Here is a 13676-nt window from a genome sequence, read left to right on the forward strand (position 1 = left end):
ATTCTACGTTTGATAGGGCAAGCGATTTAGTATAGTTTTTTGGTAAATAACACTCTATCGTTTGGCAAATTTTTACTGTCTAAGTGAAAGCCAACCGAGCGCAATGCATTAAAAATATTTCTTGCATTCTTATGAGTAGTGGATTGAATGGTTGTATAACCCATTTTTTTTGCCTGATTTTCAAAAAAACAATACAGTTGTAAACTGACTATAGGGATTTTCAATAACCTATTGTAAGCCCACTGATTTAAATACCTTAACCGTTTCATAATATGCATTAAACTTAATGTATAAAGGGCTTCTTTCATTAGAATAATTTTTGATTTGTTGCGTCGAAACTTAGAATCAAGTCCCATAAAATTAATAGCCAAAATTGTTTCAGAGACTGGTTTAGCGATAATCCATCCTTTTAGTTCATCATTTTCAAAATAGCCTACGGCTAGGTTAGTTTCCTCCACGGCTGATTTGCAACGAGATACACTCCAGAATGGTCCAAGAGGCTTACCGCAATTTTTGCAAATTTTCTCATCTTGTCCAAAACGAGGCGCTTCGCTTACTAATAGTGAAGCATAGCAATTGTCACAGCCTTGATAATCTCCCCATGGCTCCTTTTCGTAAAATAATCTAAAATAATTTGATAGCGTATCGAGATACTTATCGCTATTATCAATGCATCTAATATCCATCAGTCTATCTCCAAATTAAGAAAGACGCTTGCTCATAGATAAAACAAAAGGCAGGGTACCTTTTATTGGTTTGGAAAATAACGCGCAATATAAAAGCTGAATTTGTGTGATATATTGTTTATATCTCCTTGCTGATAGTTCATGACTACCTAATAAAGCCGTTAATTTTTCTTTCAACTGGATATCTTTAAATAATATTCTATTTTTTAAATCCAAACAGATGTAAGGTGAAACCATGCTGGTTGTAGTGCTCATTGTGTGGCCAGATTTGATATAGCAATAATCTAGAGGGATATTCATCTTTCTTGCTTGCTTATCAAAATGCCATTCATCAAAACCAACAGGTATCTTACTGCGTGATAAAGAGTTGTTGTATTTCCAACCCAGTTTATAACCGACATTATATTTTTCAATGAAATAATACATATCGGTTAGTTCTGCACACATATATTTTTTATTTCCATTAGCGTTCCATGCATTTGAATAATCGATATCGTTTATGAAGCTTGAAATAAGACCAATGTGAGGAATACTCCATTCCTTGAATATACCATCCAGAAAATAGGACAGATTTAGGGTATAGGGTAAAACTTTTTGAGGCTCATGTCCGGTAAGCAATGAATGAGTATCTGCAATAATATAAAAAACTTTCTCAGCGTTAATTTTGCGTCTAAAACTCTCTGCACAAAGAATTAAGCTTATGATATCAAAGGGAATAGCAAGACTCAGTGAACTTCGGGAACAGATCCCGATACCAAGATAAATATTTTTTCCTAAGTTATTGGGTTTTAATGACTCTGTTGTACTAATGAACAAATCTGAAGTATACATTTATCCATCCAATAGGTTAATTATTGAGCAAGTGATATAAATAATAGACTGGAGCTTTATTAAATTCAACCACTATGACACTAGTTGATTGATTAAATTATTCAAACATAACGGCTTAAAACCATCTTCAACTTAATGGTCTCGCGCGCGGAAATTAAGTTCTGATGCAAAATAGCAGCAAGAGCATGTTTGCTTATTGATTAGTTAATGTAAATAATAAACAGTCGTTAATATTGCTGACCTAGTAACTTATTAAATACAATTAACTCCTTCGAGAGTCTCATTTGTTGCTATTCAATATGTTAATAATGAACAAAAATGGAAATGTTTTGCTAATAGGCACAGTATAGAATTTACACGTATAGAACTTAAGGGTAATAAAAGGTTTTCTTTTTCTGAAGATTACTTCTTATTTAGCAGAGGGGAGGTAATAAGCGGTATGAAATACTTATGCACTCAGTCTAATTAGAATGACTAAGTGTTAGAAATTACACCCAGAAGTGCGAAAATGGGGATTTATCAGTGCGGGCAATAACAGCCTCAGAAACGTTAAATGTTAATCTACCTTTTTGCCTGTCGGTTTTCCACTGATTTTTGCTGGAGTAAGGTTGTTGGTGATACGGGAGACAGTTCTATCTACTCGTCGCTGAAGCATGATTTCGACCATTACTGTTTCATTCGGATGAAGAATTTTGTTAATGTCAGCGAGCGTGGAATGAAAATCAAGTACCCTGTAGTAGGCAAGGGCTTGGTCGCTTGCTTCAGGTTGTGCCTTAATACGAAACCCTAGATTACCTTGCATTTTTGGCGTATTAATTCCGGCTTCCATGATATCGTAGTCAAGAAAATAAGTCAGTTTTCCTCGAGCGTGCTGGTTTTTCTGGCGGTCTACGAAGAAACCTGCAGGAAGCGCGTCCTCGCTATATTTGGGGCCAGCAGTTAGATAAAGATCATAATCGTCAAGATGATTTCCCCGGTCATCAATAAGTCGGAATATAATCATCGAGTAACGATTAGTGATGTATTCGCGCTTATAGATAAGCGTCTTCACAAGTTCTGCATGCTCATTTTTCTGGGTTTCTTTAGTAATCTTATCTAGCTCTTTTGCCAATGTATTATAGGAGTCACGATTTCTTACTTGGAGACATCGCAAGACCCATATAGCCGTAGGATGAGTGGCGGCGTTGGCCATAGTAACACTGCGGATGATTCCCATTTTTTTACCTGAATGCGCGCAGCCAGGCAGAACCCCAAATGCCATTGGCTGTGTCCGTATCATTTTGGCGACAACAAGATTTTCACCGTTACTCCCCTCCTGATGTAACTTTAATAGACTGTAATTCATATTTGCAGCAGCTACGCGTACAACTCCATCAGATCCAACCTCTCCTGTATAGGAGTTAACTGCATCATAAAGTTGGCGATCAATTTTCTGGCCTGTAAGTACAAAGGAATAGATGCCATTAGCAGTACAATCGTAATCAAGCCAATTTTCATTAAGCTGCCAGCTCATATCGCTTCCGAGTTCAAGCCAATCAAGTACGTGTTGTCCCGGTTCAATACCTTCAAAAAAACTTTTTATACGGCCTAACCGGGATTTACCCAGTTGAGCAAGCGCAGAACCGTGGTTGGCGGGAGCCAGCATGATAAGATGGCTTAATGGGCATTTTGCAAGATTATTCTTAAAGTATAAATCCATCCATTTACGAACTACGGGGCCACCGGTTGAGTGAGTGATACAAGCAAAACGCTCCCCATCTTGCAGCTTATCAGCAATTTCATCACGCACTGCATGATCAAATGCACGTGCAATATCATCGACTGTTACTGTATCGTCAAAGCTTATATAGTGCCCTAGATAGATATTACCAACTTGAATGTTCAGCTTTCCGTCTTTGCTCTGACTTTCAAGCCATTGAGGAAGCTCTCCATAAGCATTGGTATGTGTGACACTCCAACCATGAACGAAGATAACAATCATAACTTTCCTTAAATTATTGACACCACAAGGAGGCATTGTCGAATAAATCGATGATTTTGGATTATTTTACAAGAATATAGCTAAGTCAAATCAAAAACTTGAGGATTGATATCTTCGGTGGAAGGTGCATCGCCCATGGTGTTTATCTTATCAGCCAAGATGTTGAGAAAGGCAAAACCGCTCTTTTGTTGGGCTTGGAACTTAAAAAGATCTAAAAGCATTCCGCGCCCCAACCTACGCTTGCTGCTTATGATTGCCTTGGACAAAATATCTCTAGAACAATATTTGAATCTAGAATAATATCGGCCTAATAATGAAGTGAAAGAATTACATTAATTTTCTATTTGCATCAATAGTAATATTTTATATGGATGAAATGTTAACAAATATCAAAACATATGGATAAGGAATTAAATTCATTTTTTTAAATTCTAAACAACAAATTGCAAAATGTTTCTGGTTCCTTTTCTTTTTACATTTTTGCTGTTGGTTGTTGTTACCTATTATTTTTCAACCCAATACTCCACTCGATGTCTGCGAAGGATTCGTTTGGGGGAATGAGTGGCCAATTGGCACTTATAAACATCCTCCATTACAGGCTTGGTTGCTCCAAATTACTTATTATCTGTTTGGGAGCTCTCCTATAGGCTTTTATGGGTTATCTGCTTTGTCTAGTGGAATTACTCTTTGGGTGATATACCGAACAGGAGTTTTACTGGTTAGCCCTCTCCATGGATTGCTCGCTGCGGCATTAGCACAAAATATCGTTTATTTTAATTTTCTATCAACTGAATTTAATCCTAATGTGCTACAGATGCTTTGGGGGGCAATTACAAGCTATTTATTCGCAATTGCTTTATTACGTCAACATTTAATATATTGGATTTTACTGGGTATTTCCTTTTCCGCTGGTTTTTACTCTAAATATTCAACATTAATTCAAGCAATTGCGTTCTTGTTATTTCTTATTGTTCAATCTAAAGCGCGCAAAAATCTAATGAAAAGTGGACCTTATCTGACTTTGTTCATTTGCGTTATGCTCTATATCCCTCACATTTTCTGGTTAATCCAAAATCATTTCTTGCCTCAAAAATACATTAAAGAACGATTGGGGGCGGTGCTAACCTTCAAAGAAAGTTTATATTACTTATTACGTTTTTGGGGAGTACAATTACTTGATTCTTTTTTTGCTCTATTAAGTGCTTGTTTATTGTTATATCCATTCCAAAGAACTAGATGTCATAGCCAACTTGATGAATTTTATAAAAAAACAATTGTTCAGTGGTTAGCATATGGCCCTATCATCCTATTAAGTATATTTAGTCTTGCTAGCGCACATAAGTTAAATGACATGTATGGGATGCCTTATTTAACATTTATTCCCCTCGCTCTTTTGTCTTATTTTAAGTTACGAGCGCATCGGGTTAAAATTTTTGTTTTTGTTTGGATGGCCATATTTATATTCCAGATTGCTTTTTATATTGGATTGGATTTGCTTAATTCCAAATATAATAATTTTGGCCCCCATCGCACTGATTTTCCAGGACCGGAACTTGCAAAAAAAATTGATGCCTTTTGGCACTCAAAAACTAAAGCACCGTTACAATACATTATTGGTAATACGTGGATCGCTGGAAACGCTGCTTTTTATAGTATGGAGAGCAAACGCCCACATGTATGGATTAATGGTCGAAAGGAAGAGTCTCTATGGATTAACCCACTAGAGGTCAAAAAGTATGGGGCAATGCTCATTTGGATACAAGATGATAGGAATGTATACGCAATACCTAAAACGCTAGCGAATAAATTTCCAGAGGCTCAATTGGGAGATAAACTCACATTATCTTGGCGTAAGCATTCTCGAAAGCTAATATCGATTGGAGTTGCCTACTTACCGCCTGCATCTTAACCGTTAAATAACAATTTGAGCTTTAATGGTATGGCTAATAGGTTGACACGCTATATTGTATTAAACCTAGTTAGAGCTAAATCCTAAATGCCCTACAAGAAGAGATATTGTAAAAGAACAGTTCTGCCCTATGCTCGTGTCATCTTTCGCTATGCTCTGGATGACACAAGGTCGGGCAACAAATTATCCGGCATTGTTGTCTAACATCTATTAAGTTTAATCAGGTTAAGTTTTTTATTTATCAGGCAACGTATTAATCTTAGTTACAAAACATTTTGTTTCACCACTCCAAGGAAGTGTATAAGCGTCACAATGATAGTTTATCACCACGTGTTTATTATTTTGCATAGCGAATTCGGCTTGTTTGACCAGTTCTGATTTAAATTGGCCTAAAGTGAAATGGAATGCTCGACCACTAACACCACTGGCATTCTCCAAGCCTCCTAAGATCATTTCTCCTTCATACGTTCCCCAAAAATTTCCTTCTTTTGCAACTTTGACAATAATTCCGGATTTTTCTCCTTTTTGGACAGTCCAGCATCCTGTTAAGAAACAAGAAAGGATTAATACAATTAAAGATGAGAGTAATTTTTTCATGGTTTTCCACAAGTAGAGTAAATAACACCCTTTATTTATTGTCTGAAATCATCAATTTTTAGATGAACTCAATAATACAAATTATAAGCCGTCAAATAAAGATAATCCGTTTTTTTCTTAGTTTAAAGTTTTTTATCTAATTGTGTAAGAAATAGAATGCGTCAATCATAACCTGGTTGTTTTATGTTTTGAGATTAACGAAGGCCACTATTGCTTATGGGCGTCCTATTATAAAAAAATGGAATAATGAGTTACTATACATAGTCCAAAATTTGGACATGCTTTTTTACTAAGATTCTGTTTGGGTACATATTGGTTTATAGGTATATTTGACTTTGAATTTTAAATGCAGGATGAGGTGACAATGACTAAAATTATAAGCGTTTACTTTAATGGAACCAATGACCGTAATGATGTGCCAGAAAAAGGTCGTATTAGCCTCGCAACTTTGCTTGCTCACATCACTATTAATGATGTTAATAACTATTCATTTTGCGTCAATGGCTGTGGAGTCGAAAGCCGCGATATTCGTGATTTAGGCGTAGTCTTTGGCTTTCACCTACAAAAGCAAGTATTGAAAATCGCTAAAGAAATAAAGGACATTATTGATGAGAGCGAGGACGACATTGTTTTAAATATTTACGGTTTTAGTCGAGGTGGTATAGCCGCATTTTCTTTATGCAAAGAATTGAAACAAATTGCTCCTGAGCGCCTAACGATAAACGTAGCGACGGTCGATCCTGTTCCCGTTAATTTTATTGTAAGCGTTTGTGGTGATATGTTCTTCGGCACGAAAAGCACGCTATCGGCAGCTGTGGCAGATTTAACCACTTGTAACAATATTGCGAATATGCTGGCTTTATTTGCCAATCGTCCATTGCCTGATATTTATGGCTTCGCTCCACTTTTGCCGGCACTACCAACAACGTGTCATTCAGAAATTGATGTAACACCTGGCCGTCACGAGAGTGCTGTATCATTTTATAAAGAGGGTAATTCAGTTCGAGCGCTAAACAATGAAAGTGTCCTTGTATGTAATCGAGTCATTGAGTTTATGAAACAATGGGGCACTGTTTATGATTTTGAGCGATTACAATTAGATGATATTTTAGTTTGCCCTAGTGACTCACCTCAACTATTGGATTTGTACGAGGAGCTTGCAAGACAAACTGTCAATGATGAGGTACGTTCCATGCACTTCTCCAAGACTATTTTTACTACGCCGGGAAAATACTTGAATCGTTATCATCAACGATTATGTAACGTACAGGAAGAAGATATTCGCGGCGAAGATTGTGCTCTGACTATACAAAATCGCAATTGAGGTTGACCATGTGTAATTTATCGTCATTGAAGAGAGGGGGTATGAATATAAGTTAATGTAAATTAATATGCCCATTAGGTGTGACTCGCACTAGCGAGTTAGCGCCAACATGATTCATTTCGATATTTTAAGGGCAATGGAAGATGGATGTAAAAGAGCAAAAAAACAATATCGCTGCAAATAAGACTCGTTGTGCATGGGTCTCGGATGATCGACTTTATATTGATTATCACGATCATGAGTGGGGTATACCCATTTATGATGATAAGAAGTTATTTGAGTTCTTAATCTTGGAAGGGGCGCAAGCGGGTTTAAGTTGGATAACTGTATTGAAAAAACGCGATAATTACCGTGCTTGTTTTGATGAATTCGAGCCACAAAAAATAGCGCTTTATGATCAGAACAAAATTCAATCACTTCTAGAGAATCCTGGCATTATTCGTAATCGCTTAAAAATTGAATCTACTATTACCAATGCTCGGGCTTATTTTGAAGTAATCAACGAATGGAATACCTTTTCTGATTATATTTGGCATTTTGTTGATGGCAAGCCAATAAAAAATCATTGGCCTGATATCAGTTGTCTTCCTGCAAAAACTGTAGTTTCAGATCAAATGTCCAAAGATCTTAAACGCCGCAGGTTTAAATTTGTGGGTAGCACCATTTGTTATGCATTTATGCAGGCCGTAGGGATGGTCAATGATCATACTACAGATTGTTTCTGTTACAAGGCAGGTGATGAATAGCGTGGTTTGAATGTAATATTTTTCTAGAAGAAATTAGTGCGGCATTATAAGATGTCGCTCTGTGTAAAAGTCGTCGAACCCTTTGGAAAAAAATGATTTCAATGTTTGCAATCCCTAATTGTGATACCGTAAAAAAGGCTCGCAATTTCTTAGAGGCCAATAAAATTGATTATGAATTTATTGATTTCAAGAAGTCTCCTCCGACAAAAGCACAAATCCAAGCATGGAGTGATTTCTCAGGTGAGCTGCCAATCAACAAAAAAGGAACGACCTACCGCAAATATAAAGATCATTATGAGGCGTTGAGTACACCGGAAAAAATAGACTTTATTATCGCCAATACCTCAATGATTAAGAGACCTATTTTGGAACAAGATGGTAAAATAATTGCAATGGGATTTAACGAAGAACTATATAACGGGTTAATAGCCCACCCTTGATAGTCCTGATGCTCTGCGAGAGCCTAAGGACAGACTAGATTCCTCTACCGTCTAATAATGTCGGGCAACAAATTGCCCGACAAAGCATCATTGCCCAAATATCTGAAAATCATTCGGCCGACTTATCTTTTGCTCCCTCGGAGTATTATTAACAAAGAGGGCTTTTAGAAAACTAAGAACTAGTAACGAAAAATTATTTATGTAATGATTCACGGCTGGATTTTTTTAAAGCATCAATGGAGTGAACGTGAATCATTATGCAATTTTGAGTGCATTATTTTTATTGGTGGGGCAGGGAGTAGCTGGTAATCCGGTTTCATTTAATTTGGACTCCGCCTTTCCCGCACAGATATCCACTGTTGGCGGTGCTGTCACCGCCACGTACACGTTCAAAAATAACCTTCCCATTCCGTTTAAAAAGCCTTTTTGGGTGAGAGCCACACTTTGCCCTGCTGCCACTCAGAGCTGCACTGTTACTGCTGCAGAGTTAAATTATAATGATCAATGCAGTGGGAAAATGCTGCAACCCAATCAAACATGTACTTACAGTCTTACTTTAATGCCTAATTCAACAGGTCAAAAGACCGTAGCGGTACGTTATGGTGGTTATGATAATAACGTAGTACAAATTCCGGAACTAACGACAACAGCCGTGGCTGCGCCAGCCGGTCTGTTAGGAACAGTGGATTATCCCACAGCAACCCCATTACCCAGGCAAGCATTTATAAATACAAATTATAAGTTAACCTTTACGTTCACCAATTATAGTGCGACCACAACTAGTTTTACTCAACTCATTACACAAAATAATAATCCACAGCATCCCAATTTTTCTATTACCAGTAATAGCTGTATTCCTTCAGGAACATCAGGTACGTTAGCGCCGGGTGCGCAGTGTAGTATCATCGGAATCTTTAACTCCCCCAGCAGTGGTTCATTTAACCTGACTGCAAAATTGGTTGGAACACTTAGCTCTAATACTCTGACCACAACAACCTCGTTAGCTGCTGTTTCAATGAATCAGCTCATTGGCGTTGATTATAATCCTAATCATTATTCCAATTCATATTTATTTAATTTTCATGACGTGTTTTATACAGGCACCGCAAATAATCCTGCGGCTAGCAATGTCTATGCGGAATTACAACAATTGCAAAATGCAGGTTTTTCAACGGTTCGCTCTTATCAAACAGAGCCTTATAGCTGGATTGACATTATTAATCAGGCTAATGCATTGGGAATGAAAGTGATTTATGAGGCAGTCATTCCACAACAACCAAGCGATAGTAACTATGCTACTTGCCCAGTTGGTGCTCAGGATTATATTCCCTGTGCCCAGGCAACGCTTAGTGCTGTAATCAATCAGGTAACCCCGGCGGTATTTGCGGATACTGTAATTTTGGTTTTCGCTGGACATGAAAACTACTGTGAGGCAGGTAATACTACGTCGCCATGTAACAATCCAGTGACATCAAATGTATCTTATCTAACAAGCGCCGTTACCTCACTGCAAACTACCTTGTCGTCATTCTCTCAGACAGTGAATATTCCTGTTGGTTCGGCGCTTGTTAGTGGCAATCTGGTGACACCAAGTGCTGCTATTGCTACGGACATGCAAACATTAATTGGAAGCTATTCAGCTGGCGCTCCATTAGGATTCGATCCTTACCCATTTCAGTTTGGTGTTTCTCCGGTCAACGCAGCAGTGTGGGAGCAGCCGTTAAGCTCTACAACGCAATTAACCAACTCTTTAGCCTGGGATTACATCCAAGTAGTTGGATCAACGACACCGCCGGCGTTACCAACTGCATCACCCCAGCCTTTCTATACACCAGGAAGGGTGTTATTAGCCGCAGAAACGGGCTGGGCAACGGCAGGAACAACCTCAGGGTACGCATGCAATTCGCCAGGTCCTTGTGCCCCTTCTGTTGCCAATGCCGTAAGCTATCTACAGTCTCTTTATCAAACAGGTACTAGTAATTTTGTTGCCACATCGGGATATAACATTGCTGTCTTAGCATTTGAAGCCTATGACGAACCGGCAAAACCAGGTCCTACCGCAGAGCAGAATTATGGTTTGTTTGATAGCAACTGTAATCAAAAGGCCGCCGGGATGGTACCAAATAATGCTATGGTTACAGCAACAGGATGTCAGGGCTATACTAATGGAACTTTGTTAACTATCAATGGAACAACGCCTCCGAATCAGCCTTCATTTAATGTCCAAATCAGTTATTCCTCAGGGCAGCATCCCAACATTAATGTGGCAATTCCAGCAAACTCGGGAAGTGATTCGACGGTTACTCCATGGCCGCAGTTTCTGGTTTATCAGGGCGCACAAATAACGGTGTCATCAAGTACTCAATCCTGTACTACAACGGCGACAGCCGTTACCGCCTCTCCGGCGTCGATAACCTTTTCCCCAGTTAGTTGTACTAGCCCACCACCTTCAAGTATGGGGTGCTTTGGACTGGGATGTCAGTTGTCTAATCCATATTAACGTGGAGGTCGGTTATTGTCGGTCGGGCGATTGGTTGTCCAATGGTGCTACCTTAATAAAAGGAAGAAAAAATCGTAGCCCGTATTAGTGCAGCATAATACGGGAATACTCTGGCTCAGTGCACTGAAATCCCGGATTACGCTGCGCTCATCCAGGCTACAAAAACTTAAGGTAGCGCCATTGGGCGATTGGTTGTCTGATCGACGTCACTTCACTTAATGGGAGACTAATGGCACAGACTGACCCATGTAGTAACTCCTGTGGCTCGATCGGTAACTTTTGTGACAGGACATGCTGTAAGCATAGGCCCTAAACCCGGGGCTGGCGCGCCACATAATCCTTGGCAAGGATGCTCCAGATCATTTAGGCTGGCACATAGCCGACGGTCTGTAGGGTCACAATTACATTTGCAAGCGGTTTGTGCATTTAGTTGAAAAGAAAATAAAAAAACAATTAGTATCATGACTGCTTTCATGTGGAAATCCTTTTAAAAGTGAATAATGTCATTTTCTACTAAGTCAATGTATTAGATTGCGTGTATATTATTTTAGCATATCTGGAGTGATCTATAATTAGAGCTGACTCTTCCCGTTATATTGTTTTAACAAGTAGGTTATGGATTCTTGGTTTCTTCTTATTACTTTCTTTCGCAACAAGGCGATATAAAAGTACAGCACTCTAATTATAATTTGGTTCAACCGTTTTAAAGAGATTAGCAAAGGGCTATAATTGCTACTATTTTATTCATTAAGGCAATGACTATGACAATATTGGCTATTTGTGGACCTATAGGTAGCGATTTTAAAGCGTTCAGTGAACGATGTTATTCTTTATTAAAAGCAAAAAGCGCCATATTAATTGATAGTTCTACTCATGATTCTATTGAGTCGTTAATAAAGAGCATCGATGGGGAACAGGATGATATTATTGTTTATGGCGCTAAGATTTTATTAGATGTAAGATTACGAGAAAAATTTGATATCATGGTTTTTCTTGAGACGGATGATGATCTGTGCTTTAGTAGTTATTTAAAATCATCTAAAACCGATGAACTTAATTTTGAAGAACGTTCAAAATATTATTTTTCAGAGATTAAGCCTGACAATGAAAAAATAAGATTATCTGCCAGATATGCGGCTGTACGTCTTCCCCAAACAAGTTCAGGTGATAAATTAATTGACATACTTCTTGCTGTTGATATTGAGACTGGAAGTAAAACCCTAAGAAAAATTCCAACTATTCCTGAGAGCCAACTCAAAAGTATGTTTTGGAAACTCGAGTCGCAATTTCAACAAGCAGATAGTAACGACAATATTGCTCCTGTTGGTTCGTCAAACCAAATTTTTAAATGAACTGTCAAGACGTTTCATACTCAACTATGTCGTAATAGCTCGTGCTAAGTTGGTGGGTTTATACCCATAGCAGTCAGGTCATTGCCATTAAATTAAGGGATTATTTAATGTCGAATTACCGCGGTGTCCATAACTGAAGTCACACATGGGGCCCGTGGTCGACGCCACGGGGATTCGAAGTATCTTAACTTAATGGCTGTGAGTCGTCAGGTTAAGGGATTTTTGCTCATTACAGGGACTGAATGATGAATAAAATTCCGATCAGGCTTCGAGACGTTAACACCGTCTCGAAGCCTCTACACCAAGACCAGGAAGCGCTAAAGCGCTTCTTCAGCTCGAACAGATCGAGGATGGACAAGGTTGTACTCAAGATGGATCGCGTACTGATGTCACAAACGAGTTTTAGCTCTAAACTAATTCAAATAATTCCAGTAATATGATCTCATTGACGATAAATTTTTATAATGGATTAAATAATGAAGCAAATTAAAACACTTTTATTCGCTTGTTCCTTTTTCTTTTCGATTTCTGGTTACAGCAATATTAAGATTGGTACGCTTCATTATGATCCTCCTTTTATTATCTCACCAAGCCAAGGATTTGATATCGATTTAATTCATTTACTGTGCACACGCTTGCAACAGCACTGTCAATTGCTCTACATGGATGGCGAACAGTTATATCAGGCATTGCAAGATGGAACAGTTGATCTAGCAATTGGTGGAATTTCTATTTCGCCTTTACGGAAAACTAATTACATTTTTAGTCTGCCGTATCTGCTTAGTAAAGGACAATTTTTAACGTTAAAGCGCAGTAAAATCCATTCTCTAGATGATTTAAAGGGGACTACTGTGGGGGTTATTCACGATGATCTTAGTGGGGGGATTTACCATAAATATTTAGTAGATCATTACCAGGGACAATTTCAGATTAATGAATATAATACGGTAGAAAATATGTTTGCTGCTTTAAACAATAATAATATAGCAGCTGTTTTCCTTTATCGTTCAGATACCAACTACTGGAATCATAATGGTGGTGACCTATTTAAAACCGTAGGCCCTGTTGTTAGGATTGGCGAAGGTATAGCAATTATGGCATTACCACGGCAAGAAGAGTTGATACAGCGTATCAATAAGTTATTACAGCAAATAGAGGCTGATAATAGTTATATGAATTTATATAAAACGTATTTTTATAATAATTAGGCTTTGGTGGTCAACTAAAACTTAAGGCTAATTGGACGGCTCAGCAAAAGCCTGCACTACAACGCCCATAGTTACTAGTTTTATATAATTGAGACGTTATAG

At 38.1% G+C, this 13676-nt stretch carries 13 protein-coding genes; 7 read left to right on the forward strand and 6 right to left on the reverse strand.

Annotation, left to right across the window (positions count from 1 at the left end; genetic code table 11):
* Window positions 1-26: 26 nt before the first annotated feature.
* The 4 genes from LFA_RS01005 to LFA_RS19675 form a co-directional block, all read right to left on the reverse strand.
* Complete coding sequence (locus tag LFA_RS01005) at window positions 27-686, reverse strand: hypothetical protein (protein ID WP_045094540.1); 660 nt, start codon at window positions 684-686, stop codon at window positions 27-29.
* Between the two features lie 15 nt (window positions 687-701).
* Entirely contained in the window at window positions 702-1517 is an 816-nt protein-coding gene (locus LFA_RS01010; RefSeq protein ID WP_045094541.1) for a hypothetical protein, read from the reverse strand.
* Window positions 1518-2073: 556 nt separating this feature from the next.
* Entirely contained in the window at window positions 2074-3498 is a 1425-nt protein-coding gene (gene plaB, locus LFA_RS01015; RefSeq protein WP_045094542.1) for a phospholipase PlaB, read from the reverse strand.
* Between the two features lie 80 nt (window positions 3499-3578).
* Window positions 3579-3719: a hypothetical protein gene (locus LFA_RS19675; RefSeq protein ID WP_157010240.1), complete on the reverse strand. Its 141-nt coding sequence runs from the start codon at window positions 3717-3719 to the stop codon at window positions 3579-3581.
* Window positions 3720-3991: 272 nt separating this feature from the next.
* Between LFA_RS19675 and LFA_RS18685 the strand changes: the two genes are divergently transcribed.
* Entirely contained in the window at window positions 3992-5407 is a 1416-nt protein-coding gene (locus LFA_RS18685; protein ID WP_052673803.1) for a glycosyltransferase family 39 protein, read from the forward strand.
* 234 nt (window positions 5408-5641) lie between these two features.
* Here LFA_RS18685 and LFA_RS01025 read toward each other — a convergent pair whose 3' ends face one another.
* Window positions 5642-6004: a hypothetical protein gene (locus tag LFA_RS01025; protein WP_045094543.1), complete on the reverse strand. Its 363-nt coding sequence runs from the start codon at window positions 6002-6004 to the stop codon at window positions 5642-5644.
* Between the two features lie 364 nt (window positions 6005-6368).
* Here LFA_RS01025 and LFA_RS01030 point away from each other — a divergent pair, with 364 nt between their 5' ends.
* The 4 genes from LFA_RS01030 to LFA_RS01045 all read left to right on the forward strand — a co-directional run bounded on the left by LFA_RS01030 (window position 6369) and on the right by LFA_RS01045 (window position 11014).
* Window positions 6369-7328, forward strand: coding sequence for a hypothetical protein (locus LFA_RS01030; RefSeq protein ID WP_045094544.1), 960 nt, complete (start codon window positions 6369-6371; stop codon window positions 7326-7328).
* A 143-nt stretch (window positions 7329-7471) separates the two neighbouring features.
* Window positions 7472-8074, forward strand: a complete 603-nt coding sequence (locus tag LFA_RS01035) for a DNA-3-methyladenine glycosylase I (RefSeq protein ID WP_045094545.1) — start codon at window positions 7472-7474, stop codon at window positions 8072-8074.
* A 92-nt stretch (window positions 8075-8166) separates the two neighbouring features.
* The gene (locus tag LFA_RS01040; RefSeq protein ID WP_045094546.1) at window positions 8167-8514 is read left to right on the forward strand and encodes an arsenate reductase family protein; all 348 of its coding nucleotides are present in this window, start codon (window positions 8167-8169) and stop codon (window positions 8512-8514) included.
* 247 nt (window positions 8515-8761) lie between these two features.
* On the forward strand, window positions 8762-11014 hold the full coding sequence (locus LFA_RS01045) for a glycosyl hydrolase family 17 protein (RefSeq protein WP_045094547.1): 2253 nt from the start codon (window positions 8762-8764) through the stop codon (window positions 11012-11014).
* A gap of 226 nt (window positions 11015-11240) precedes the next feature.
* Here LFA_RS01045 and LFA_RS01050 read toward each other — a convergent pair whose 3' ends face one another.
* Window positions 11241-11489, reverse strand: coding sequence for a hypothetical protein (locus LFA_RS01050; protein ID WP_045094548.1), 249 nt, complete (start codon window positions 11487-11489; stop codon window positions 11241-11243).
* Window positions 11490-11775: 286 nt separating this feature from the next.
* On the opposite strand from LFA_RS01050, the gene LFA_RS01055 reads away from it, so the two are divergent.
* On the forward strand, window positions 11776-12366 hold the full coding sequence (locus LFA_RS01055) for a nucleoside/nucleotide kinase family protein (RefSeq protein ID WP_052673804.1): 591 nt from the start codon (window positions 11776-11778) through the stop codon (window positions 12364-12366).
* A 476-nt stretch (window positions 12367-12842) separates the two neighbouring features.
* Complete coding sequence (locus LFA_RS01060; protein ID WP_045094549.1) at window positions 12843-13574, forward strand: transporter substrate-binding domain-containing protein; 732 nt, start codon at window positions 12843-12845, stop codon at window positions 13572-13574.
* The last annotated feature ends 102 nt before the right edge of the window (window positions 13575-13676 follow it).

Origin of the sequence: Legionella fallonii LLAP-10 (genome assembly GCF_000953135.1) — a bacterium.
GTDB lineage: Bacteria > Pseudomonadota > Gammaproteobacteria > Legionellales > Legionellaceae > Legionella > Legionella fallonii.